Origin of the sequence: Mitsuokella sp. UBA4253 (assembly GCF_002395285.1) — a bacterium.
Classification (GTDB): domain Bacteria; phylum Bacillota; class Negativicutes; order Selenomonadales; family Selenomonadaceae; genus Mitsuokella; species Mitsuokella jalaludinii.
Window position 1 is genome coordinate 25,717 of the sequence record NZ_DGWR01000013.1, and the last position, 25,187, is coordinate 50,903.

The following is a 25,187-nucleotide window of genomic DNA, read 5'->3' on the forward strand; positions in this document are numbered from 1 at the left end:
CTCACTTTCCTGCCTGGGCATCGAGGATGTGCGTGAAGCCGCGGCGGTTGATGTCATCGATGAGCTCCGGGCCGCCCTCTTCGACAATCTCGCCGTTGATGAGGACGTGGACCCGGTCGACCTTGAGTTTCTCGAGGATGCGCGTGTTGTGCGTGATGATCAGGCAGCTGTTGTCCTCGTTGTGGAATTTCGCGACGCCTTCCGAAACGATCTGCACGGCATCGACGTCGAGGCCGGAATCCGTCTCATCGAGCAGCGCGAGCTTCGGGTTGAGCATCAGGAGCTGCAGGATCTCCGTGCGCTTTTTCTCGCCGCCCGAGAAGCCGACATTCATGTAGCGCTCCGCGTACTCCGGCTTCATCTTGAGCTCTTCCATCGTCGCCTTGAGCTGGCGGCGGAACGGCACGATCTTGACGCGCTCACCAGAGATGGCCTGCTTCGACGTGCGGATCATATTCTCGACCGTGATGCCCGGAATCTCCTCCGGCGTCTGGAACGAGAGGAACAGGCCCTTGCGCGCGCGCTCGAACGTCTTGAGGCCCGTGATGTCCTCGCCCTCGAAGGACATCGTGCCGGACGTGACTTCGTACTTCGGATGACCCATGATGATGTTCATCAGCGTCGATTTGCCGGAGCCGTTCGGTCCGAGGATGACGTGCACCTCCCCCTTGCCTACCGACAGACTCAGGCCCTTGAGGATTTCCTTGCCTTCGACACCAGCATGGAGATCCTTGATTTCCAAAAGATTCTCAGCCATATGTAAAACTCTCCTTTAAGACTTAAGATATATGCTCGGATCGTAATCCTTACAAAAATACTCGGGATTGATGATTTCATTTTATGGCCTGTGCGCCAAAAAGTCAATAGCAATAGCCATCTTCTATAAACTTCATCTATATCTATGTGATTTTCCCATAAAAAAGGAGCTTCCCATCGGGAAGCTCCTCTGACAATCATCAGTTCAGGAAGTCAAAGTGGCGCGTGAGCGAGGCCGCGATGCCGTCCTCGTTGTTCGACAGCGTGATCTCATCGGCCATCTCCTTGAGCTCGGGGCAGGCATTGCCCATCGCGACGCCGCGGCCCGCGGAATCGAGCATGCTCATGTCGTTCTGTGCATCGCCGAAGGCCATGACCTCGCTGCGCTCAATGCCGAGGCGCTCACAGACGCGCGCGAGCGAACTCGACTTGCTGACGCCCTTGACCGTCGCCTCGTAAAACCACGGTGCCGACTGGACGAAGGATAATTCATCCTCAAAGCCGCGGCGGATATCAGCGAGGCGCGGCACGAGGATCTCGTTCGGCGCCGCTGTCAGGATCTTGACGGGCGAAAAGCCGCGCGCCTCGACGGCATCGGCGATGTTCTCGACAATCTCGATCTTGAGGTTGTTGTTGCGGCTCTCATCCTGCACCTTGTGGCGGTTTGCATCCGTCGTGAAGATCGATTCCCCATCGTCGACGATTGGCGAGAGCTCTGGATAGGCTTCGAGGTGGCGCAGGAAGCGCAGCGCCGTCGCGCGCTCGATGGCCTGGTCGAAGAGGATCTCCCCCGTCGTCGCATCCTGGATGCGTCCGCCGTTGTACGAGAGCAGCAGTCCGTGGTAGTCCTTGAGGTCGAGAGCGTCTGCCTCGCGCGAGAGGCCCGGCGCCTGGCGGCCCGAGGCCAGCACGACCGTCACGCCGTGCTGCTGGACGGCGAGTAGTGCCTCTCTCGTCTTCTCCGTGATCTTCTTCTCGTCGTTATTCAGCGTGCCATCGAGGTCGAGGGCAATCATCTTGTACATCGCGCGTGTCCATCCTTTCACTGTGTCACCGTGTCACTGTACTCTGCCATTTCTGCAATCGCGAATAGTATAGCAGAAATCGCCCCGCGCATCAATCCACAGAAGCCTCTGACAGGAAACTGGCAGGAAAAAGTTCATCGCATATCGAATTATTATCTTAAATCACTATCGCAATCACAGCAAAATCACAGCAAGGAAGTCGATATCTATGGTAACCATCAAACAGATTGCCGAACTCTGCGGCGTCTCGCGCGGCACAGTCGACCGCGTGCTCAACGGCCGCGGCAAGGTCAAGCCGGAAAAGGAGCGGCTCGTCCTCGAAATGGCCGCCAAACTCAACTACCATCCTAACCCGGCGGGCAAGGCGCTCGCCGCTCGCAAGAAACACCCCGTCGTCGGCGTCCTGCTGCTCTCTGAAGGCGTCCACTTCTTCGATGACGTCCTGCACTCCATGCACCGGCTCGCAGACAAGTACGACTCCTACGGCCTCAAGGTCATCTGGCGCAGCATGCGCGGCTTCGACATCAACAAGCAGTGTGCCATGATCGATGAACTCCGCGAACAGGGAATCAACGCGCTGATCATCGATCCGCTCAACCATCCGCGCATCATCGAGAAGATCGACGAGTGCGTGGATGCCAATATCTTCGTCGTCACGCTCAACAACGACGTCGAGACATCCAAGCGCCACTGCTACGTCGGACCAGACTACCCCAACGGCGGCCGGACGGCCGCAGCCCTGCTGTGCATGATCCATCCACAGGCGCTCCACACGGGCGTCCTGCTCGGCTCGCTGCAGATGCTCGGCCACCGCCAGCGCCTTGACGGCTTTCTCGAAACCATGCAGGGCCATCCCGATTTCCACTTCTGTGGCGTTGAGGAGACCGAGGACGACGACATGATCGCCTACGAAAAGGTCCGGCAGTTCCTGCTCGACCATCCCGAGCTCAACTCGCTCTTCGTCATCTCGGCCGGTGCCTACGGTGCCGCCCGCGCCATCCTCGCCTCGAGGCGCGAGGACATCACGATGATCGTCTTCGATACCATCCCGACGACAATCGAGATGATGAAGAAGGGCGTCATCCAGGCCGCCATCTACCAGCACCCGCATCAGCAGGGCCAGCGAGCCATGCTGATCGTCTTCGACTACCTCGTCAACGGCATCGAGCCGGAGCGCGACAAGTACATCATGCGCAACGAGATTCGCATCCTGCAGAATGCCGAAGGCTGACCGAACAGATAATCGTCAATCATATAGCAAAAGGCGCATCCCGTTCCAGAAGGAATGGGATGCGCCTTTTGTATATAGGTGTATGGATACAAGGGGAATCAGAGTATCAGCAAATCTCGACGAGGTTCATGCCCAGCATCGTGCCGAGGTCATGGATCTGCTCTTCCGTGATGCGGAAAGAGAGGACCGTGTGATGGCCGCCGCCAGCATGGATCCACTCCGTCGCGCCCTTCTTGAGGCCGACTTTCGGCGTCCAGAGCTGCTTTGCAACCGGCAGATGCGGCGTCTCGGCCTCAGCCTTGCGGCAGTCGACCGGGTAGCTGATGAGGCGGAAGCCATCGCGGAAGTCCGCGACCGTGCAGTCGATGCCGTCGCCGTCAGCGCCCGTGAAGACGAGGCGGGCCGGATCGTCCTTGCCGCCGATGTCGAGCGGATGGACTTCGACGCGCGGTTTGTCGCTGGCAATCGTCGGGTCGACCTCGAGCATGTGTGCGCCGAGGATGGCCTCATGGCCCTTGCGCAGGTCGAGCGTGTAGTCTTCCATGAAGACCGTGCGGTCATTGTGGGCCATGATCTTGAGGAGACGCGTCAGGGCTGCCGTCTTCCAGTCGCCCTCTGCGCCGAATCCGTAGCCATCGCGCATCAGGAGCTGAGCAGCGAGGCCCGGCAACTGCTTGAGGCCCTTGAGGTCCTCGAAGTTCGTCGTGAAGGCCGTGTAGCCCTTGTCATCGAGGAACTTCTTGATGCCGAGGTACTCGCGCAGCTGATAGCGGACCGAGCTCTCGAATTTCTCCGGGCTGTTCTCCTGCGGGTTGAACGTGTACAGATCCTGGAGTTTCTTGTACTCGGCGTCGATGTCCGCCTCGCTGACACCATCGACGACTTCGACGAGATCGCCGACCGGCCAGTAGTCGACCGTCCAGCCGAGCTGAATCTGAGCCTGGACCTTGTCGCCCTCCGTGACGGCGACATTGCGCATCGTATCGCCGAAGCGGCAGACCTTGATGCGGAAGCTCTCGTTGTAGGCGACGGCGACATCTTCCCACGATGCGATCTCATCCTGGACCTCTTCGTCGCCCCACCAGCCGTAGACGATCTTGTTGTTGAGGCCGAGGCGGGCGTTGAGGTAGCCGTACTCACGGTCGCCATGCGCACTCTGGTTGAGGTTCATATAATCGAAGTCGATCGTGTCGTACGGGATCTTGTTGAGGTACTGCGTGGCGAGGTGCAGCAGCGGCTTCTGCAGGAGCTTCGTGCCGCGGATCCAGTTCTTCGCCGGGGAGAACGTGTGCATCCAGGTGATGACGCCTGCGACATCGTCGTTGTAGTTGACGTCCTTCATGAACTGCGTGATGCCGTCAGCCGTCGTCATGACGCCCTTGAACTCAATGGGGTACGGCAGCTTGCCGCTCGCATTGAGCTTCTTGACGATGTCCTCTGCATCACGGGCAACGTTCTTGAGCTGCTCCTCGCCATAGAGGAACTGAGAACCAGCAACAAACCAGAATTTATAATCGTGCGTGAGTTTCAACATGATGTTACTTCCCTTCTACTTGTATGTTACCTCCTGCAGCGTACTGCAGGAGCCTGTGTTTGGTTTTCTCCTGCGGCGTGCCGCAGGAGGCTGCCCTTACTTGTGCGTGGCACCGCTCTTGGACTTGGCGTTATTCTGGCCGTAATAGGCGTTCGCGCCGTGCTTGCGGTAGTAATGCTTGTCGAGCAGGAACTGCGGCACGCGGATGTCAGCACGCGTGAGCTGCAGTGCATGGTAATTCATCTCGGCGACAACCTCGAGAATCTTAGCGTTCTCGACGGCCTTCTTGGGGCTTGGCCCCCAGGTGAACGGGCCGTGCTGCTTGACGAGGACGGCCGGCACAGCATCCGGGTCGATGCCGTACTCCTCGAACGTGCGGACGATGACCTTGCCCGTGTTCTCTTCGTAGGCTTCTTCGATCTCCTGCTTCGTCAGTGCATCTGTCACGGGGACATCGCCGTAGAACGTGTCGGCATGCGTCGTGCCGAGTGCTTCGATCGGCACACCAGCCTCAGCGAACGAGACGGCCCACTTGGAATGCGTGTGGACGACGGCCTTGATGTTCGGGAATGCCTTGTAGAGCACGAGGTGTGTCATCGTATCGCTCGACGGGTTCATCTCGCCCTCGACGACATGGCCCTCGAGATCGACGACAACCATATCGGAAGGCTTGAGGTCCTCATACGGCACGCCCGACGGCTTGATGACGAAGAGGTTCTTCTCGCGGTCGATGCCCGAGACATTGCCCCAGGTGAACGTGACGATGCCGAGCTTCGGCAACATCATGTTGGCTTCATAGACTTCCTGCTTGAGTTCTTCTAACATATCTGGATTATCCTTTCACGATATCACGATAGATCACGCATCTGCCGGGTCGGCGACGGCCTTGCCCGCCTCGCGCTCGACGGTGAGACCTGCGCGGTAAGCTGCGATGAACTTCTGGCAGCCGAGGCGGCCTTCTTCCGTCGGCAAGAGTGTCGAGCTCTCGGGGTTGTGGAAGACCTCGTCGTCGAGGAAATCCGCCAGCGCCTTCTCGCCGTGCCACTTGGCAAAGACGGCGAGCACGGCCATGCCCCAGGGGCCGCCCTCTCCTGCCGTCTCCATGACGGTGATCGGCAGGCCAAGGCAGTCCGCGAGGACCTGCTGACCGATGACCGGCGTCTTGAACAGGCCGCCCTGTGCAATCATGACGTCCGTCTGCACGCCCTCCTCCTTGACGAGGATGTCCATGCCGATCTTGAGCGGGGCGAAGCAGCCGTAGAGCTGGGCGAGCATGAAGTTCGCGAGATTCATGTGGCTGTGCGGCGCGCGCACGAAGAGCGGGCGCCCCGTCTCCACATCCGTGATGTTCTCGCCGGACAGGCAGCTGTAGTTGATGAGGCCGCCGGCATCGCGGTCTGCGCGCTGCGAGACTTCAAACAGCGTCCGGTAGAGCTTCGCTGGCGTCTGGCCATGGCCGATGAGCTCGGCGAACTCGCCGAAGAGCTGGACCCAGGCGTTGAGATCGCTCGAGCAGTTATTGGTGTGGACCATCGCGACGGGAGCGCCGTCCGGCGTCGTCACGATGTCGATGTCGCGGTGCACGGCCTTGAGCGGCGCATCGAGGACATTCATCGAGAAGGCCGACGTGCCGACCGAGATATTGCCCGTGCGCTTGCGCACGGCGTTTGTCGCGACCATGCCAGTGCCGGCATCGCCCTCAGGCGGTGCCATCAGCGCGCCCGGCTGCAGCTTGCCCGTCGGGTCGAGCAGCCATGCGCCTTCCTTCGTCAGTTGGCCGGCAGTCTTGCCGGCGCGCAGCGGCTTCGGCAGGATGTCGGCGAGCTTCCACGGATAGCGCTTGACCTCGTCGAGGCCGCCAAACGCTTCCATCATCGCAGCGTCGTACGTGCCCGTCTGCTCGTCAATCGGGAACATGCCCGAGGCATCGCCGATGCCGAGCACCTTCTCACCGCTGAGCTGCCAGTGCACATAGCCGGCCAGCGTCGTCAGGAACGCGATGTCCTTGACATGCTCTTCCCCATTGAGGATGGCCTGATAGAGATGCGCGATGCTCCAGCGCTGCGGGATGTTGAAGCCGAAGAGCTCCGTGAGCTTGGCAGCGGACTCACCCGTGATGTTGTTGCGCCAGGTCCGGAACGGAGCGAGCTGTTTGCCCGTCTTGTCGAACGGCAGGTAGCCGTGCATCATGGCACTGACGCCAATCGAGCCGATTGTCTTGATCTCCACGTGGTAGCGGCTCTGCACATCAGCCGTCAGGCTGTGGAACGCGTCCTCGATGCCGAGCCAGACCTTTGCGAGGTCGTACGTCCAGATGCCGTTCTCCAGCTGATTCTCCCAGCCGTAGCTCGTCGAAGCCAGCGTCTCGCACGCTTCATTGACCAGAACCATCTTTATGTTCGTCGAACCGAGCTCGAGGCCCAGGGCTGTGCGGCCCGCCTCAATTGCTTCGGCATTTTTCTTTAAATCCATGGTAAACCTTCCCTTTGCAATATCCCTATCCAATTACTGGATTGCCATCAGGCATTGTGCACCGATGCATTTGCGGATTTCTTCGTGCCAGCAGCTTCGATTTCTTCGAGCGTATGGCCACGCGTCTCCGGAACGCAATTGCGAATGAAGCATACACCGAGCATGCAGATAACACCGAAGATTGCAAAGACCGTTGCCTGTGAGAGCGACGCGGTCATGATGGGGAACAGCAGGCCGACAAGGAACGAGCCAATCCAGTTGAACGACGAAGCAAGGCCTGCAGCACGGCCACGGATAGCCAGCGGGAAGATTTCGCCGACGATAACCCAGGTGAGCGGAGCCCACGTAAAGGAGTAAAACGCAACGTAGATGCAGAGGAAGAAGACAATCATCATCGGATCAGCATTTGGGATGATGCTGTTGATGACAGCCGGCAGGATGAACGAAAGGCCCATAATCGTGCCGCCAACCGTCAGCAGCGTGCGGCGGTTGAACTTATCAGCGATGACGAGGAAAATCAGCGAACCGAGGACGAGCAAGACGCCTTGGATAATCGGCCACATGAGCTGGGAGCTTGCAGCCTGGCCCGTTGCCTTCTCGACAATCAACGGGATATAGTAGAAAATCGCATTAGCACCCTGGAACTGCTGGAATGCAGCAACGCCGACACCGGCAGTTACGAGATAGCGGTATTTATCTGAGAACAGCGTGGCAAGCGACGGCTCTTTGAGATTGGCTTCCGTAGCCGTCATATTTTTGATATCAGCAAGTTCTGCCTCAACTTCATCTTTCGTATTACGAATGTACCCGAGCACACGGCGAGCCTCATCGACGAGACCATGCTTCACGAGGAAACGCGGGGATTCCGGCAGGCGCAGGACGCCGAGGAAGAGGATGATGGCCGGTACAGCAGCAAGGCCGAGCATCAGGCGCCATGCCATCGTCTCAGGCAGGTCCTTGAGCAGGAAGTCGACGACGTAAGAGAGCAGCATGCCCGAGACGATCATCGTCTGGTTGATGCCCGAAAGGCGGCCGCGCAGATGAGCCGGCGCCATCTCCGACATATAAGCCGGAACAAGAGCAGAAGCTGCGCCGACAGCTAGGCCCAGAAGAATGCGGACGCCGATGAGGTAATACTCACCATTATGCGGCGCAATACCAGAGAGGATAGAGCCGATGACGAAGATGATAGCCGAGATAAGGATCATCTTGCGGCGGCCGAGACGGTCCGAAAGCTGTCCTGCCATTGCACCGCCAAAAATTGCACCAAACATAACTGCCGATGTAATCCAACCGATGATGCTGGCATTGCCCTGCAAACTCCAGTCATTCTGCAGGAACGGCAGCGCACCGGTCATGACGCCGATGTCATAACCAAAGAGAATGCCGCCGAAAGATCCAAAGAAATAAATGAATGCGCTGGAGATCTTCTTCTCCGGTGCATTGCCTGTGCTTGTTACCATTTCTTGTCTCTCCTTTGTTTAAAATTCATTGGTTAGGCTCATTTGTGTTCGAGCACATTTCATGATTTAAATATAGCACCGGCCGCTCTGTTTGTCAATCTATTTTTATTGTTTTTAATTTCTTGTTGACTTAAATGATTATAGGTTGTTTTCTGACTCTTTTGTAAAAAAAGGTGCAGCTGCCCAATCGCAGCTGCACCTTGCTCTATATCCTACAGTATTGCCAATCAGAAGATGTCGTTGGCGATGACGATCGTCTCGTCGCGGTTCGGGCCGACGGAAACGATGCCGAGGCCGATGCCCGTGACTTCTGCCATGCGCGTGAGGTACTTCTTGGCGTTCTCCGGCAGGTCTTCGTACTTGCGGACCTTGGTGATATCGCACTTCCAGCCCGGGAACGTTTCGTAGACCGGCTCGACTTCTGCGAGGACCTTGAGGCTTGCCGGGATCTCGTTGAGGATCTCACCCTTGTACTTGTAGGCGACGCACATCTTGATCTCGTCGAAGCTGTCGAGGATGTCGAGGCGCGTGACGGCCATGTAGTCGATGCCCGAGAGGATGCCGGCATAGCGGACGACGCAGGCGTCGAGCCAGCCCGTGCGGCGCGGACGGCCCGTGACGACGCCGTACTCGTGGCCGACTTCGCGCAGCTTCTCGCCCGTCGCGTTGAGCTGTTCCGTCGGGAATGGGCCCTCGCCTACACGCGTGCAGTAGGCCTTGACGATGCCGACGACCTTATCGATCTTCTGCGGAGCTACACCGGCACCGATGGCGACGCCGCCCGAGATTGGGTGCGAAGCCGTGACGTACGGATACGTGCCGTAGTCGATGTCGAGCATCGTGGCCTGTGCACCCTCAAAGAGGATCTTGCGGCCGGCCTTGATCTCCTCGTCGAGCAGGGCAATCGTGTCGCAGACGTACGGGCGCAGGCGGTCTGCGTAGCCGTTGTACTCAGCGAGGATCTCATCATAGTCGAGCGGCTCATGGTCGTAGAGCAGCTTGAGCTCGCGGTTCTTGATCGCGAGGTTCTCTTTGAGGCGCTTTGCGAACTCCTCCTTGTCGATGAAGTCGCAGACGCGGATGCCGATGCGGTTGTCGCGGTCGACATAGCACGGGCCGATGCCGTTGTGCGTCGTGCCGACCTTGCCCTTGCCGCGCGCATCATCGGCGAGCTGATCCATCAGGCAGTGATACGGCAGGACGAGCTGCGCGCGGTTGCTGATGCGGATGCCAGAGAGATCGATGCCGCGCTCTGCGAGGCCGTCCATCTCCTGCAGCATGACCTTCGGGTTGAATGCGACGCCGTTGCCGATGACGCAGTGCGAACCCTTGAAGAGGATACCCGACGGCATCAGGCGCAGCTTATAGTCTACACCATCGACGACGACGGTATGGCCGGCATTGCTGCCGCCCTGGAAGCGAACGACCGTCTCAGCCTTCTGGGCGAGGTAGTCGACAATCTTGCCCTTGCCCTCATCGCCCCACTGGGTGCCCGTTACTACTACTGTTGACATAATGAGTCTCTCCTTTATGATGGATCATCCGGTGCGATGTCCACAGACATAGAAAAGCCTTCTCCCCGAAGGGAGAAGAGGCTTTCATTCACTAGTTGTATGCTCAGAGGCCGAAGCGCTCGAAGATCATATCGACATGGCGCAGGAAGTACTTGTAGTCGAAGCAGTCATCGATCTCTTCCTTCGTCAGGTACTTCGTGATATCCGGGTCCTGCTCGACGCTCGTGCGGAAGTCCTGGCCTTCCATCCAGCGCTTCATAGCGTTGCGCTGTACCCACTTGTAGGCATCCTCGCGCAGCACGCCCTTGTCGACAACCGACAGCAGGATGCGCTGGCTGTAGATCAGGCCGCCCGTGCGGTTCATGTCGTGGAGCATCTTGTCCGGGTAGACGAGCAGCTTGTCGATGATGTCCGTGAGCTTCTGCGTGCAGTAGTCGAGGTTAATCGACGAATCCGGCAGGATGACGCGCTCGACGGACGAGTGGGAGATATCGCGCTCATGCCAGAGCGTGATGTCCTCGAGAGCTGCGACGGCATTGCCGCGGTTCAGGCGGGCCATGCCGGAGATGCGCTCGCAGTTGATCGGGTTGCGCTTGTGCGGCATAGCGGAAGAACCCTTCTGGCCCGGGGAGAAGTACTCCTCAGCCTCGCGGATATCCGTGCGCTGCAGGTTGCGGACTTCCGTCGCAATCTTCTCGAGCGTCGAGGAGCAGATGGCGATCGACGTGACGAACTCAGCGTGGCGGTCGCGCTGGATGACCTGCGTGGCGAGGCGCACCGGCGTCAGGCCAAGCTTCTTGCCGACCATCTGCTCGATCTTCGGGTCGATGTTCGAGTACGTGCCGACAGCGCCCGAGAGCTTGCAGACCGAGACGATCTTCTTGGCATGCTCCATGCGCTCAATGTCGCGCTCGATCTCAGCGCTCCAGAGCAGGAGCTTGAGGCCGAACGTCATCGGCTCTGCATGGATGCCATGCGTGCGGCCGATGCACGGCGTATGCTTGAATTCCTTCGCGCGGCGGCGCAGGACCTCGCGGAACTTCTTGAGGTCATCGAGGATGATCGTGCAGGCATCGCGCATCATCATGCAGTATGCCGTGTCCTTGACATCCGAGGACGTCAGGCCCTTGTGGATGTACTTGGAGTCATCACCAACATTCTCGGCGACGTTCGTCAGGAACGCGATGATGTCGTGGTGCGTGACCGACTCGATCTCATGGATGCGGTTGACATCGAATTTTGCTTTCGCGCGAATGTTCTTGGCAGCCTCTTTCGGGATCTCTCCGAGTTCGGCCATGGCATCGCAGGCAGCCATCTCGACATTCAGGATCTGCTGCCACTCGTTCTCGATAGACCAGAGATGGCCCATTTCCGGCTTAGTATAACGCTCGATCATTTAGTGATTTCCTCCTCAATTTCCTGGCGGCGTCTCTGCACCGCGGAAGTGAAAACACGACGAAAAAACTCAAATTGACTCCCCGACTGTCTTGCCTCCGGAAAGTCTCGTTTTGAGTTTGGAGAAGTTACCAATATTCCCTTATCTATCATATCATCTTGCGGGCCCCAGTGTCAATGTACCCGCCCGTTTCCTACAATATAGGAAGCAGAGCCGATCCGCACAGGCGCATCATTCCCCAAAAACAAGTAGAGACAAAAATAAAAGCCGTGCGCAATGCGCACGGCCTGGATGTCAATATGGTGCTCGCTGAGGGATTCGAACCCCCGACCCCCTCCATGTGACGGAGATGCTCTAGCCAACTGAGCTAAGCGAGCAAACAAAAAAGGTTTCGCCGTTCGACGAAACCTCATCTTTCATAAATGGTGGGGTTAACAGAATTCGAATCTGTGACCTCCTCGATGTCAACGAGACACTCTAACCAACTGAGCTATAACCCCATGTCTTAACGACAAGATTTATTATAAAGGAGTCCCCTCGAAATGTCAACAGGTAAATCCAAATTTCTTGAAAAAATTTTTGGCACCTCGATTTGCCCCCATCTGACCCCCTCCAAACACAGTATCGTGGTATAATGAGGGGCAGGATACTATCAATTGTTTGGGGGATTGATTTTATGAAAGACTTACTCGACGTCCACATGCACACGCTGGCCAGCGGCCATGCCTACAACACGATCCGCGAGATGATTGCAGCTGGCAGCAAGAAGGGGCTCGCACTCGTCGGCATCGCCGACCACGCACCGGCCATGCCGGGCTCGACGCACCGCTTCTACTTCGAGAACCTGCGCATCTTTGACCGCGAGGTCTACGGCAAGGAAGCCGGCGTTGAACTCCTCATGGGCGTGGAGCTCAACATCCTGAACACGACGGGCAAGGTTGACCTCGAGGAGAAGGCTCTGCGCTCCGTCGACTACGCCATCGCGAGCCTGCACGACCCCTGCATCAATCCGGGTACAGAACTCGACAACACGACGGCCATCATGAGCGCCATGTGGATCCCGCAGGTCAAGATCATCGGCCATCCGGACAATCCGCGCTTCCCGGTCGACTTCGACAAGATTGCCAAGGCTGCCAAGGAGCGCCACGTCCTGCTCGAGTGCAACAACAGCTCCTACCGCCCGGGCGGCAGCCGCTCCGGCTCGCGCGACCTCGCCAAGAAGATGCTTCAGGCCTGCAAGAAGTACGGCACGCACGTCATCATGGGCAGCGATGCGCACATCGACCTCGATGTCGGCAATCATGCGCTCTCGGAAGAAGTCATCCGCGAGGCCGATTTCCCGGAAGAACTCGTCATCAACAGCTCGCCGGAGAAATTCAAGGAGTGGATCCGCGCCTGACGCCTCTGCCCTGTATTTTGCCTTACAGAGCCTCTGTCATATTGACGGAGGCTTTTTCCTTACTTATAATAGTAACGTTGTAAATCTTATTTATCATGCTGCGCTAATGTATTGTAGACAGAAAAGGGAATGGTAAAAAATGAACTTGTTCCGTACCAAAAGTATTGAGCAGATGCGCGAGACGGCTGCTCATTCGGGCATGGCCAAGACGCTCGGCGCCTTTGACCTCATCCTGCTCGGCATCGGCTGTGTCATCGGCACAGGCATCTTCGTCCTGACGGGCGTCGCCGCCGCCAAGTACGCGGGCCCGGCCGTCACGATCTCCTTCATGATCTCCGGACTCGCCTGTGCGCTCGCCGGCCTCGCCTACGCAGAATTCTCCTCCATCGTGCCGGCTTCGGGCAGCGCCTACACCTACACGTATGCATCGCTCGGCGAGTTCATCGCCTTCATCGTCGGCTGGAACCTCATCCTCGAGTACACCGTCACCGCGAGCGCCGTCGCCTCGGGCTGGTCAGGCTACGTCACGGGTCTCCTGCTCTCGGCGGGCATCGACCCCGGCCACGCGCTGACACACGTGCCGGCAGACGGCGGCATCATCAACATCCCCGCCATCTTCATCACGCTGCTGCTCTCCGTCCTGCTAATCCGCGGCACGCAGGAGAGCACGAAGCTCAACCGCATCCTCGTCGGGGTCAAGCTCACGGCCATCGCCATCTTCCTGCTGCTCGCCATCCCACACGTCGACACGATGAACTGGGAGCCCTTCATGCCGTTCGGCGTTTCGGGCATCTTCGGCGGCGCGGCCATCGTCTTCTTCGCCTACATCGGCTTCGACGCCGTCGCGACGAGCGCCGAGGAATGCAAGAACCCGTCGCACGACCTGCCGATCGGCATCATCGGCTCGCTCGTCATCTGCACCGCCCTTTACGTCGTCGTCGCCGGCGTGCTGACGGGCATCGTGCCCTACACCGAGCTCAACAACCCGGAGCCAGTTGCCTTCGCCCTGCGCTACATCGGCTACAACCTCGGCTCCGCCGTCGTCGGTGTCGGTGCCATTGCCGGCATCACGACCGTCCTGCTCGTCCTGCTCTACGGCCAGGCCCGCATCTTCTTCGCCATGAGCCGCGACGGCATGGTCCCAGCGCGCGTCTGCAAGATCCACAAGCGCTACCACACGCCGTACATCGTCACCGTCATGGGCGGCATCTTCGTCTCGATCATCGCGGGCTTCGTCCCCATCGGCGTCATCGCCGAGATGGCCAACATCGGCACGCTCTCCGCGTTCCTGGTCGCGGCCATCGGCGTCCTCGTCCTGCGCATCACGAAGCCGGACGTGCCGCGCACCTTCCGCTGTCCGCTCGTCTGGCTCATCGCGCCGCTCGCCGTCCTGACCTGCGGCTATCTCATGTACCACCTGCCCTGGGAGACCTGGGTCCGCTTCATCGTCTGGTGCACCTTCGGCTGCCTCGTCTACTTCGGCTACAGCTACCAGCATAGCGCCCTCGCGCATCCGCACGACGACGAGGAATGAGTGCGGCGAAAATCACGCCGCTGGTACATTATGCTTTGACAAAAATTATGACCTGGTATAAAATTAAGGCTGTAACGAAGAAGAATTGTCCTGTGCTACAGGAGCATCTCTGCTCCTGAGGAAGGAATAGGGAATAGAATGTTTGTACATGAACTGATCTGCCAGGGGGAGCCTGATTCCCTCGCCATCGTCGATCACGAGCGCCGCATCACCTACCGCGAACTGCAGGAGCACGTCGCAGCCTGCCGCAACCGCCTCTACGCTGCCGGAGTCCGCGTCGGCGACCGTGTCAGCATCTTCTCCCGCAACAGTGCGGACTACATCTACGCCTACATGGCGATTGCCTCGCTCGGCGCCATCGCCGTGCCGATCAATTTCCAGCTCAGCAACCGCGAGATTGCCTACATCATCAAGGATTCCGGCTCGCGCCACATCCTGACGTACCAGCCGCTGAACCTCGTCGACGCGCTCTCCGCCCTGCGCTGCGACATGCGCGTGACACAGCACGACATCCGCCAGATGGGCAAGATTGACGCGAGCATCCCGGCTGCGCCGTCCCTGCCGCCGACCTTCGATGAGCAGAACCCCTGCGTCATCATCTACACGTCCGGCACGACGGGCTCGCCGAAGGGCGCCGTCCTCTCGCACCGCAATCTCGTCACCAACGCCAGCCAGATGAGCATCATGCACTGCAAGCGCGAGCACCACGTGCTCTGCGTGCTGCCGATGTACCACTGCTTCGGCTGGACCTGTTCCGTGCTCTACCCGCTCTACTGCGGCGCCGAGATCGTCATCCTCGACTCCTTCACGCCGAAAGAGACGATCAGCGTCATCCGCGAGGAGAAGATCAACGACCTCTACATCGTGCCGTCGATCTGCAGCCTGCTGACGAAGCTCGCGAGCAAGGAAGACATGGCCTCGCTGCGCCTCGTCGTCTCGGGCGGCACGACGCTGCCTCTGCAGATTGAGCAGGACTTCATGAACAAGTTCGGCGTCGACATCTGCGAGGGCTACGGCCTTTCCGAGACGTCGCCGGTCGTCACGATGAATCCGCCCGAAAAGCCGAAAGTCGGCTCCTGCGGCCCCGTCGTGCCGGGCGTCGCCTGGAAGCTCATCGACTCCGACGGCAATGAAGTGCCGAAAGGCGAAGCCGGCGAGCTCATCGTCAAGGGCGACAACATCATGCTCGGCTACTGGAACCTGCCCGACGCGACGAAGAACGCGCTGCGCGGCGGCTGGCTCCACACGGGCGACGTCGCCCGCGCCGACGAAGAAGGCTACATCTACATCGTCGACCGCATCAAGGACATGATCATCAGCATGGGCGAGAACATCTACCCGCGCGAAGTCGAAGAGCTCATCTACCAGTTCCCGGGCATCAGCGAAGCCGCCGTCGTCGGCATCGACGACAAGCTGCGCGGCCAGGCCGGCGCCTGCTTCTACAGCCTGCACGACGGCGCCTCCATCAACATCCGCGAGCTCAAGAAGTTCCTGCAGGCCAACCTCGCGCTCTACAAGATCCCGCGCGAGTTCCACGAGCTCCCGTCCCTGCCGCGCACCTCGACCGGCAAGATCGCCAAGCGCCAGATCCTCAAGGACTTCCTCGCCAAGAAGAACGCGAAATAACGAAATAAGAGAACAGCAAAAATGAGAGACTTTCCTCTGAAAGTCTCTCATTTTTTGTGTCTGCCTTTACATCTCCTTCGTGATTTCCTGCAGGTAATCAATGAGTTGCTGCTCGTCCTCGTAGACCTGGCGGCCCTTCTTGGTGACGATTCCAGAGTTGATGTAGAAGGGCTCCTCGAGGGAGACGGCGACGAGGTTCTCGTCGGGAAGCACGGCCTGGCGGGCGAGGAAGGTCGAGCAGATGCCGCGCTCGACGAGGTTCTTGATCGTGTGGAGGTACGGCGAGAAGTGGATGATGCGAGGCTTGCAGCTGTGTGCGGCGTAGAGGTCGTGGACCATGCGGTAGATGAAGTAGTGGCTGTCGAGCATAACGAGCTCTTCATCGGCAAAATCGGCGAACGAGACGGCCTTGCGCTTGGCCAGCGGATGGGACGGGTACGTGACGAAACAGCATTCGCAGTCGTAGAGCTTCTGGTAACGGAGCTTCTGGCTGAAGCCTGTCGTGTAGTTCGTCAGGGCGATGTCGAGTTTCTCGTCCTCAACCATCTGCAGAGCGCTGATGCCGCCCGACTCGATGATCTCGAGCTTGATCTGCGGATGCGTGCGACGGAACTCGCCGAGGATGCGCGGCAGGAAGCGCGTGCCGATCTGCAGCGGCAACGCCATGCGGATGTGATTGCGGTTGTGCGCCATGTCCTGGATCTCCAGTTCGAGCTGGTCCATCTGGCTTAAAATGTGGTTGACCTTAACAAGTAACTTGCTGCCCTCCGGCGTCACGACGAGCTTCCGGCCTTCGCGGTGAAACAGGTTCAGTCCCGTCTCTGCCTCGAGCGTCTGCATCGCCACGCTGATTGTCGGCTGCGAGACGTGGAGATGCTCGGCGGCCTTCGTGATATTCTGCCACTGGCAGACCTCATAGAAATAACGCATCTGCGTCAATGTCATCATGATACGATTCACCTTTCCTGATAAACGAGAAGCGAGAAGCGCGCCGCGCTCAACCCGTGCACTTCTCTTTCTTTTCATTGCGATTCTGTCACATTCTATTATAGCATGAAGCTATGAATGCTCGCTGTAAGAAAGAACACCATTTATTTTTTGTTTACTGCTTATTTTCTAATAAAAAAGAGCATCCCGCAGTCTGCGAGATGCTCTTGATTGAGTTCACGAATCGTGAGGCATATGCTGTTATTTCTTGCGCGTGTCCGCTGCCTTGCAGATGCCGTCGGCCCAGCTGAAGAGCGCATCGAGGTCGTAGTCGCCGGCATGGCCCTTGCCCCACGGCGAGGCAAAGTCGACGTCATAGCCGCTGTTCTGCAGCTTCAGGGCCAGCAGCGCCGGGATGGCCAGGCTCGTGTCGCGGTCCTTGGCTCCGTGGCGGATGCGCCAGTGCGGCGCGACAGCGGCGCCCTGCTGACCGATGAAGTACATGGGGTTCATGCGGCGGACATCGTCCCATGTCGCCATGGTCGCACCGGCTTCCTTGTCGCGCGTCAGCGAGAAGCCTGTGAAGTGGCGCGGCGTGTCGTCTGTCGTGCCGAATTCATCGTTCTCGGGAGCGCTGCGGTCGAACTTGTCGAAGGCTGGCGCCGCCTTGAGGCGCGTCGCCCAGGCGGCATACTTGGCAAGATCCACGTCTTTGACCATGCCGTCCTCGATGGTCAGCCAGTCGAGACCGGAGAGGTCTTCGCCCGCATCGAGGGCCGACTGCGCGGAAGCGGCGTAGACCGACTTGATGTAGTCGGCAAAGCTGCCCGTGCCGTCCTCGTCGAGCGTCAGCGCGCGCCCCTGACGGTCCTTGAGACCGAGGCTGTTGACGTAGTCGGGGAACAGCGCCTTGAGCTGGTCCGAGGCCACGCGCTCCTCCTGCGTCATCTCTGTCGCAGTATTGCTCTCCGCCGGCGCATTGTCGGGACGGTCCGTCACAGCGCTGCTGTCGCCCTGGACGACAGGGCCCGGGCCGAGCGGCACTGTCTTGCCGCCCACCTGAAGGCTTCCCGGCATGGAGCCTGCCTTCAGCGGCAGCAGCAGGCTCATCTGCGCGCTGCGCTGATATGCTGTATTGACACCGTTGAACATCCACTCGTAGGCCATGTCAGCATGGTCGAGGTTCGTGATCGGGCAGTAGACCATCGCGGCGAAGATGTCGTCGCGCTCATTTGCCGCGCCGACGGCCCGGAGCTCAGCATCGTACTCCTTGCTGTTGCCCGTGGCGCCGAGCAGAGCCGAGAGCGCGCCGCCCGCGCTCGTGCCGTCCGAGATGATCCTGTCGGTGTTGCCGGCCGGCAGGCGGTGGCGGTTGTAGCGCAGGTAGCGCACGGCCGCCTTGTAGTCGACGAGGAAGGCCGGCGCCTTGCCGACGTACGTCTTGCCGTCAGCGCCGACCGTCGTGCGGCCGCGGACAGCCGGTGCCGCCACGACATAGCCCTTCGAGAGGGCGACGAGCGAGGCATTGGCCCCGCCGCTCATGCGGTCACTGTCACTCGGCTCCTTGCTGTCGCCCGGCATGTAGCCGCCGACGCCATTGGGCAGGAAGATCGGCGCCGTCTCCTTCGTATAGCCATTGACCGTGCCGCCCTTCTGGAAATACGCCTCCGGGATGAAGACACTCATGGACTCTGCGGCCGCCGATGCCGGCTTGGCGACGTAGACGACGTTGCGGTAAGCGCGGAAGGCCACCGCCTGTCCGTCGATCTGCAGCGTCTCCTTCGTGTAGTTCTTCGCATCGAACTTCAGGCTGTACTTTGTCTGCTTTACCTTGATTGGCGCGTCTGCCTTGACGGTCTTGGCCGTGGCGGCCGCCGCGCTGCTCACTGCCTGCGGAGCAGGCTCAGCTGCCGGCTGCGCCGCAGCATCGGCAGCGGCAGCCTGCGTCACGCCAGGTGCCCAAGGCATGGTCAGGGCACTGACAGCCAGAGCCGTCAGGACGTATTGCTTCAAGTTCATGGATATCCCCATCCTTTCATGATCATCATGACAAAAAGAAAACCGCTTTTCTTTGCAGAACAGCGGTCTTTAATTCTCGTATTTCAACGTAATGATTTCGCCAGAGCAGTGGCGTTTTCCTTCTCCTGGACGCCTCGGGAGCGAATTTATTTCCCGGTACACAAGCATCAGGTATTCTTGGCGATGACAGCACCGACGACGGCACCGAGGATGGCGGCCGTCGTGACTTCACCTGTCGAGTGGCCCTTCGAGGACTTCTCTGTGCGGCGGTGCTCGCGCTCCCAGCGCTCATGTGCTTCGTGGCGCTGCTTCTCGACCTGGTGGTCATGGCGCGAATGCCAATTCGAGTCCTCGTAGTGATGCGAGGCTGCTTCTGCGGGGACGGCCAACGTCGTGCTCAGCACGCCAAAGCTCATAATACCGGCCATCAGGGCGGCCATGCCTTTTTTCCATTTCATCATGACTATGTCTCTCCTCTCTTGCGAGCGAGTCTGTATCTCGTTTGATGCTTGTATTATAGGCAAACCGTCTTGTATTCCCTTTAAATAGAAGTTGAATTTCCGTTAAATTAATTGACTCAGTCAAAAAGATTGCAGGAAGTGCTTGGCGACAGCCGAGAGGTAGCGGCTGCGCGGCCAGATGGCGGCCAGGCGCGTTTCCAGGGACGGTTCATCAATGCGCTTGACGTGCAGATGGTTGTGGGCCGCGAGGTTCACGGCAGCGGCCGGCGCGATGGCGACGCCGAGGCCGGCGTTGGCCCAGAGGATCGTCGTGCGCGCATCGTCGTTGCGGCAGACGATATCGGGCGTAACGTCGTGCGCGGCGAAGGTATCCATGAGCAGCTGCTCAAAGCGCCGGTAGAGGATCAACGGCCTTCCCGGCATTTCCTCCACGCGGATCGCTTCCCGCTCCGGGGCCCAGTCGAGGTCCTCCGTCATCGCGGCGATCATGGGCTCCGGCTTCCGGTATTTGCAGTTGAAATGCGCGGCATTGAACGGCGTGCGCACGATGGCGATCTCGATGAGCCCCTTTTCCAGCAGCTCGATGAGCTGATACGTATTGCCGTCGTGGATCTCAAACTGGACGCGCGGATACGTCTCCCGGAAGGCGCGCATGCCCTCCTGGAGCAAGATGCCGCCGGAGGACGAGACGGTGCCGAGGGCCAGCGTCCCGCTGAGCCCCTGCTTGAAATCCCGCAGCTCTCGCTTCGTCGCCGCGGCCATCTCGAGGAGCTCCTTGGCGCGCGCGGCGAAGAGCCTGCCGGCATCCGTCAGCTCGATGTGATGCGGGCCGCGGCTAAAGAGCGTGAACCCGAGTTCTTCCTCGAGCATCTTCATCTGATTGCTCAGCGGCGGCTGGGCCATGTGCAGCCGCCTCGCGGCAGCCGTAATCTGCCGCTCCTCCACGATCGCCATGAAATAACGCAATTGTTTCAAATCCATAATGGTTCTCATTCCTCTCTCTTGCTGTCGTCCTGCAGCCATATGCCCACGCGCGTCAGGTAGCCGCGCGGGTCGGCCGTGCTGAGGTCCTCCAAGATGCTCTCCTCATACGAATAGGCACCGGCATGCAAGGCCGGATGTGATTGCAGGTAGTCGCGGAGCCTGTCGTAGGCGGCGCCTGTCTTCATGTAGTCGCCGCGGAAGTACGTGACGAGGTAGCGCCCCGCCGACCGGACGAACAGCACATCCGGCGGCACAGTTGCCACGCTGCGCGTCGTCACGGTGAAGAAGCGCGATAGGAGATGGCCATCGCCCTCGAGGAAATCCGCCCGCCTGACCATGGCGCCGAAGACGAGGCCGGAATTCAGCCCGTGCTCCATGATGTAGCGCATGTGCGCCATGAGCGCGCGCTCGATGCCAGCGTGGTCCTCTTTGAGCATCATCTGCCGGACCGAGCCCGAGCAGATCAGATTGGCCTCTGGCCACGGCTCGATGCGTACGGTGTCACAGCAGATGTCCTTGGCAAGCGCGAGCATCTGGCGCTGGTTGTGCACGATCTCCTTCATGTACTGCAGCTTCTGGATCTCCGCGTCGAGCCAGTCTTCCTGCTCGGCCAGCAGGCGGCTCAGACGCTCGGGACTGCGGTGGCGCATATAGTCCTGAATCTCGGAGAGCTCCAGCCCCATCTGGCGCAGCAGCCGTATCATGATGAACGGGTAGAGCTGGCGCGCCGAATAGTAGCGATAGTGGTTCTCCCCGACGTGGTCGGGCGAGAAGATGCCCTGCTCATCGTAGTAGTGCAGCGTCCTCTTGTTGACGCCGCAGAGCTTTGCGAACTCCCCGGTCTGGAAGTTGAGACCGCCTTCCATACTTCATGCCCCCTTGACTTTACAGTCACTGTATACTCTACCATGAGTATAGGACATTTTTCTGAAAGGATCTTGATAGATATGACAACGACTACGACAAGAGACAGACAAGCTGCACAGACCGCGCGAACGAAGCGGGCAGAGCAGGCATCGCCGCTCGCCCGCCATTTCACCCTTGGGAGCCTGCTGCGCTTCGCCGCGCCGTCCATCGGCATGATGATCATCATCTCACTCTACACGGTGACGGACGGCATCTTCATCGGCCGCTTCGCTGGCAGCGATGCGCTGGCCGCCTCGAACATCGTCTACCCCGTCATCAACCTCGTGCTCGGCCTCGCGATCATGCTGGCCTCGAGCGGCTCGGCCCTCGTCGCCAAGAATCTCGGCGAAGGGAACACGGCGGCCGCACGCCGCCGCTTCACACTGATCACCGTGACTGCCGTCGCGCTCGCCTCGGCCCTGGCCATTCTCGCCGTTGCCGCAGGAGACGGGCTGCTCTTCCTGCTCGGCGCTTCGCCAGAGCTGCTCGCGGACTGCCGCAGCTATCTCTACGCCCTGTTGCCCTTCTTCCCCTTTGCCGCGCTGATGATCCTCTTCAACGCATTCTTCATCGTTGACGGCCGGCCGATGCAGGGCTTCCGCGTCTCTGTGCTGGCAGGGCTGACGAACGCGGGCCTCGACTACCTCTTCCTCGCCCACCTCGGTCTCGGCGTCTTCGGCGCCGGCCTTGCGACGGGCATCGCTGACCTGCTCTCCGCCGTCATCGGCCTCACCTACTTCTGGCGCAGCAGCCGGACGCTCCGCTTCACCAAGGCGCCGCTCGAGTGGCGCGCGCTCGGCCAGGCCATGTACAACGGCAGCTCGGAGCTCGTCACACAGCTCTCCGTCGGCATCACGACTTTCCTGTTCAACATCCTGACCTTCCGCTACGCCGGTGCCGACGGCGTCGCCGCCATCTCCGTCATCCTCTACGCCGAGATGCTGCTGACGGCCATCTACATGGGCTTCACGAACGGTGTCGCTCCCGTCTTCTCCTACCGATTCGGCGCCAGGGATTTCGGAGAGCTGCGCCGCCTCGTGCGCCTCAGCCTGATGGCCATCGCGGGCGGGGCGCTGCTGTCATTTGGGCTATCCCGCCTGCTCGCAGGACCCCTGATTTCGCTGTTCCTGCCGCAGGGCGGCCACGTCTACGAGCTCACGCACCAGGGCTTCCTGCTCTTCTCACTCTCGTTCCTGCTCTGCGGCTTCAACCTCTTCATCTCAGGCTTATTCACAGCCATCTCCGATGGCCGCACCTCGGCCCTGATGTCATTCGCGCGCAACCTGCTCGGCATCGTCATCTTCCTTCTGACCCTGCCGCACCTCTTCGGACTGCGCGGCGTCTGGCTCGCCGTGCCGGCCGCCGACATCACAGCCCTGATCTTCGGCCTCTTCCTGCTGGCCGCCAGGATGCGCGACTTCAGCGCTAGAGCGCTCTATCATCACCGCCATCACACACGAGGACGTGTTTCACGTGAAACATCATACCGTGCCGACTGACACACGCCTCGTTGTTTCACGTGAAACAAAAAATCAGCCTTTCCGCTTTGTTGCGGAAAGGCTGATTTTATATACGCGTTCGATGCTCAGGCTTTGGCGCCCGTGGAGTACATCGGGATCTTTTCCGGATTGTCCTTGATGGTCCAGACACCGCACGGGCAGACGCCGGCGCAAATGCCGCAGCCGATGCAGCGCTTCGGGTCGCTCGTGTACTCGATAGTGCCATCCTCGTGCTCGATGCGGTTGATGGCCTTCTCCGGGCAGGACTCGAGGCACATCTTGCAGTCGCGGCAGGTGCCGCAGCTCACGCAGCGCTTGTAGTCGCTGACCGGGTCGCCGAGCTCGCAGTGGTGGCACTTCTCGAAGTATGCCTTCGAGAGGCGCTCTGCCGGGACCTGCTTCTTCTCGGGGAATGCCTTGTACTCCTTGCCCATGACGTACTGGTCGACGTACCAGGCAGCCTTGCGGCCGCTGCCGATGGCATCCGTCAGGCGGCCCGGCTTGATCGTGTCGCCGGCCGTGAAGACGCCGTCCGTGATGGAGAGGTCTTTCTTCGGCACGAGCCAGCTCTTGCGGAAGTACTCGATGCCCTCGTCCTCCGGCAGGAAGTCGAGAACAGGCTCCTCACCGATGGAAACGATGACCTGGTCGGCTTCGATGAAGCGGCCGTCATTGCCGTAGACGCCCTCCGGCGTGATCTTGCTCGTGAAGAACGGCCAGACGATTTTGCCGCCGAGGCCCTCGAAGTAGGCGATCTCCTTCTCGAAGGCAGCCGGCTTCTGGACATCGACTGCGATGACGGACTCAGCGCCCATCTCGTAGGCGCCGCGGCACGTATCCATGCCGGAGTTGCCGGCGCCGATGACGACGACCTTCTTGCCCGTCTTCGGGTGCTCGCCGCGGTTGATGGACTTGAGGTACTCGAGGCCCATCGTCAGGTGCTCGACGCCTTCCCACGGGAAGAAGCGGGACTTCGTGCCGCCTGTCGCGACAACGACGGCGTCGCTCGCTTCGCGGATCTTGTCGAACTTCTCACGATCGACCCTGCAGCCCTCGACGAACGTGACGCCGACGCTCTCGATACGCTTGAGCTCGAATTCGAGCAGCTCGTGCGAGAGGCGTCCGCGCGGAATGACCTGCTCGAGCTTGCCGCCGATGCTATCCGCATCGTCGTAGACCGTGACATCGTGGCCCTTGCGGGCGAGCTGCCAGGCCGTCGAGAGGCCGGCGACGCCGCCGCCGATGATGCCGATCTTCTTGCCCGTCTTCTCCTTCGGCGGCTCTACCTTCGCAAAGGCGGAGCTGTAGCCGAGGTCGCCGATCTGGATCGGCTCATCGATCGTGCCGCGCGTGCAGGCATCCATGCAGGGGTTCGGGCAGACGGAGCCGCAGACGCAGCCCGGGAACGGCGTGTAGTCGAGTTCGAGCTGGATGGCCTTGTCGAGCTCGCCGTTGCGGATGTACTTGTAGCGCAGCTGCGTTGGGATGCCCGTCGGGCAGTTGAACTCGCACGGTGCGGCGTACGCTGCATTGTCCCAGCTCGGCACACGCAGGCGGTAGAGGCCGTGCGAGATCGTCGTGTGGACGGCGAAGTCGTCGTGTGCGACATCCGAGAAGATACCGCCCTTGACCCACTCGTGCAGGCGGAAGGAATGGAGGTCCGGTGCCGGTTTCGGCTTGCGCTCAGCAGCCGTCAGCGGGCGCAGCTTGTGCCACTCGCTCCAGTCCGTCAGCTCGGCCTTGAGCTCCGGGCGCTCGATGTGCGCGAGGAAGTCATCCATGCCGCCCGCGAGGAAGGCAATGTCGTCCTCGTCGAGAGCCGAGCAGATGATGTCAGCCGGATGCGTACCGATCGGGCCGCGCACGTAGACCGTGCCGCCGACCATGCCGACGCAGGCGCGCTCGCCGAGCACCGAGTCGAAATCAGCGCTGTCGTAGCCGCAGACGACGGCCTTGCCGCCGCCCATGAACTCGAAGGAAAACGAACCGACATTCTTGAGGATCCAGAGCTCCGGCTCCTCGTAGAGCGGGTCATGCTTCATCAGAGAGCCCGTGCGCGTGCCGCCGCGGCCGCCGATGAAGATCTTGCCGCCCGACGAGCAGTGGCCGGCCGTATCGCCGGCATCACCCTTGACGGTGATGATGCCGCCGGCGTTGAGCCAGCCGACATCAGCCGACGTCGACTCCTCGATGACGATCTCCGTGCCCGGCAGGCACATCGAGCCCGTGCGCTGGCCGGCGTTCCAGACGTGGAAGTGCAGCTTCTTGCCTTCCGGATGCCAGAGCGGACCGCCGATGTCGTGCTGGCCGGAGGCCTTGATCTCAAAGTCCGTCTCGCCCTGCTTGACGGCTTCGCCGATGGCCAGGAGCAGGTCCTGGGTGGACATGCGTTCATGCCCTTTCATGGTATCTATCTTAAACATTAAGCTCTCCTCCTGCTA

The 25,187-nt window shown here is 60.0% G+C and carries 19 protein-coding genes and 2 tRNA genes; 5 read left to right on the forward strand and 16 right to left on the reverse strand.

Annotation, left to right across the window (positions count from 1 at the left end):
• Position 1 precedes the first annotated feature (1 nt).
• Together sufC and B2X55_RS06285 are read right to left on the reverse strand one after the other, a co-directional pair.
• Complete coding sequence (gene sufC, locus B2X55_RS06280; protein WP_286821366.1) at positions 2-757, reverse strand: Fe-S cluster assembly ATPase SufC; 756 nt, start codon at positions 755-757, stop codon at positions 2-4.
• A gap of 199 nt (positions 758-956) precedes the next feature.
• A complete protein-coding gene (locus B2X55_RS06285) occupies positions 957-1,802 on the reverse strand; it encodes a Cof-type HAD-IIB family hydrolase (RefSeq protein ID WP_286821367.1) in 846 nt (281 codons plus the stop codon).
• 187 nt (positions 1,803-1,989) lie between these two features.
• On the opposite strand from B2X55_RS06285, the gene B2X55_RS06290 reads away from it, so the two are divergent.
• Positions 1,990-3,012, forward strand: coding sequence for a LacI family DNA-binding transcriptional regulator (locus B2X55_RS06290; RefSeq protein WP_286821368.1), 1,023 nt, complete (start codon positions 1,990-1,992; stop codon positions 3,010-3,012).
• A 106-nt stretch (positions 3,013-3,118) separates the two neighbouring features.
• On the opposite strand, the gene araA is transcribed toward B2X55_RS06290, so the two are convergent.
• The 8 genes from araA to B2X55_RS06330 all read right to left on the reverse strand — a co-directional run bounded on the left by araA (position 3,119) and on the right by B2X55_RS06330 (position 11,891).
• Positions 3,119-4,546, reverse strand: coding sequence for an L-arabinose isomerase (gene araA, locus B2X55_RS06295; RefSeq protein ID WP_286821369.1), 1,428 nt, complete (start codon positions 4,544-4,546; stop codon positions 3,119-3,121).
• A 96-nt stretch (positions 4,547-4,642) separates the two neighbouring features.
• A complete protein-coding gene (locus B2X55_RS06300; RefSeq protein WP_286821370.1) occupies positions 4,643-5,371 on the reverse strand; it encodes an L-ribulose-5-phosphate 4-epimerase in 729 nt (242 codons plus the stop codon).
• A gap of 33 nt (positions 5,372-5,404) precedes the next feature.
• Positions 5,405-7,018, reverse strand: a complete 1,614-nt coding sequence (locus tag B2X55_RS06305) for a xylulokinase (protein WP_286821372.1) — start codon at positions 7,016-7,018, stop codon at positions 5,405-5,407.
• A gap of 47 nt (positions 7,019-7,065) precedes the next feature.
• Positions 7,066-8,481: a sugar porter family MFS transporter gene (locus B2X55_RS06310; protein WP_055160422.1), complete on the reverse strand. Its 1,416-nt coding sequence runs from the start codon at positions 8,479-8,481 to the stop codon at positions 7,066-7,068.
• Between the two features lie 227 nt (positions 8,482-8,708).
• The gene (locus B2X55_RS06315) at positions 8,709-9,995 is read right to left on the reverse strand and encodes an adenylosuccinate synthase (protein WP_036378459.1); all 1,287 of its coding nucleotides are present in this window, start codon (positions 9,993-9,995) and stop codon (positions 8,709-8,711) included.
• Positions 9,996-10,098: 103 nt separating this feature from the next.
• Positions 10,099-11,391, reverse strand: coding sequence for an adenylosuccinate lyase (purB, locus tag B2X55_RS06320; RefSeq protein WP_036378460.1), 1,293 nt, complete (start codon positions 11,389-11,391; stop codon positions 10,099-10,101).
• Between the two features lie 300 nt (positions 11,392-11,691).
• A tRNA-Val gene (locus B2X55_RS06325) sits at positions 11,692-11,768 on the reverse strand.
• 46 nt (positions 11,769-11,814) lie between these two features.
• Positions 11,815-11,891 (reverse strand) — tRNA-Val (locus tag B2X55_RS06330).
• 176 nt (positions 11,892-12,067) lie between these two features.
• Here B2X55_RS06330 and B2X55_RS06335 point away from each other — a divergent pair.
• The 3 genes from B2X55_RS06335 (at position 12,068) to B2X55_RS06345 (ending at position 15,950) form a co-directional block, all read left to right on the forward strand.
• The gene (locus tag B2X55_RS06335) at positions 12,068-12,790 is read left to right on the forward strand and encodes a phosphatase (RefSeq protein WP_055160428.1); all 723 of its coding nucleotides are present in this window, start codon (positions 12,068-12,070) and stop codon (positions 12,788-12,790) included.
• Between the two features lie 139 nt (positions 12,791-12,929).
• Positions 12,930-14,324, forward strand: coding sequence for an amino acid permease (locus B2X55_RS06340; RefSeq protein WP_036378462.1), 1,395 nt, complete (start codon positions 12,930-12,932; stop codon positions 14,322-14,324).
• A 138-nt stretch (positions 14,325-14,462) separates the two neighbouring features.
• Positions 14,463-15,950, forward strand: coding sequence for a class I adenylate-forming enzyme family protein (locus B2X55_RS06345; protein WP_278821648.1), 1,488 nt, complete (start codon positions 14,463-14,465; stop codon positions 15,948-15,950).
• 66 nt (positions 15,951-16,016) lie between these two features.
• Here B2X55_RS06345 and B2X55_RS06350 read toward each other — a convergent pair whose 3' ends face one another.
• The 5 genes from B2X55_RS06350 to B2X55_RS06370 all read right to left on the reverse strand — a co-directional run bounded on the left by B2X55_RS06350 (position 16,017) and on the right by B2X55_RS06370 (position 21,207).
• Entirely contained in the window at positions 16,017-16,895 is an 879-nt protein-coding gene (locus tag B2X55_RS06350; protein WP_286821398.1) for a LysR family transcriptional regulator, read from the reverse strand.
• 243 nt (positions 16,896-17,138) lie between these two features.
• Complete coding sequence (locus B2X55_RS06355) at positions 17,139-18,896, reverse strand: subtype B tannase (protein ID WP_286821375.1); 1,758 nt, start codon at positions 18,894-18,896, stop codon at positions 17,139-17,141.
• Between the two features lie 167 nt (positions 18,897-19,063).
• On the reverse strand, positions 19,064-19,357 hold the full coding sequence (locus B2X55_RS06360) for a hypothetical protein (RefSeq protein ID WP_278519991.1): 294 nt from the start codon (positions 19,355-19,357) through the stop codon (positions 19,064-19,066).
• 120 nt (positions 19,358-19,477) lie between these two features.
• A complete protein-coding gene (locus B2X55_RS06365; RefSeq protein WP_286821376.1) occupies positions 19,478-20,338 on the reverse strand; it encodes a LysR family transcriptional regulator in 861 nt (286 codons plus the stop codon).
• Positions 20,339-20,346: 8 nt separating this feature from the next.
• Complete coding sequence (locus B2X55_RS06370) at positions 20,347-21,207, reverse strand: MerR family transcriptional regulator (RefSeq protein WP_286821377.1); 861 nt, start codon at positions 21,205-21,207, stop codon at positions 20,347-20,349.
• 81 nt (positions 21,208-21,288) lie between these two features.
• On the opposite strand from B2X55_RS06370, the gene B2X55_RS06375 reads away from it, so the two are divergent.
• Positions 21,289-22,746 (forward strand): MATE family efflux transporter, encoded by a 1,458-nt coding sequence (locus tag B2X55_RS06375; RefSeq protein WP_286821378.1) that lies wholly within the window; start codon positions 21,289-21,291, stop codon positions 22,744-22,746.
• Between the two features lie 86 nt (positions 22,747-22,832).
• On the opposite strand, the gene B2X55_RS06380 is transcribed toward B2X55_RS06375, so the two are convergent.
• Positions 22,833-25,169 (reverse strand): FAD-dependent oxidoreductase, encoded by a 2,337-nt coding sequence (locus B2X55_RS06380; protein WP_286821379.1) that lies wholly within the window; start codon positions 25,167-25,169, stop codon positions 22,833-22,835.
• Positions 25,170-25,187 lie beyond the last annotated feature (18 nt).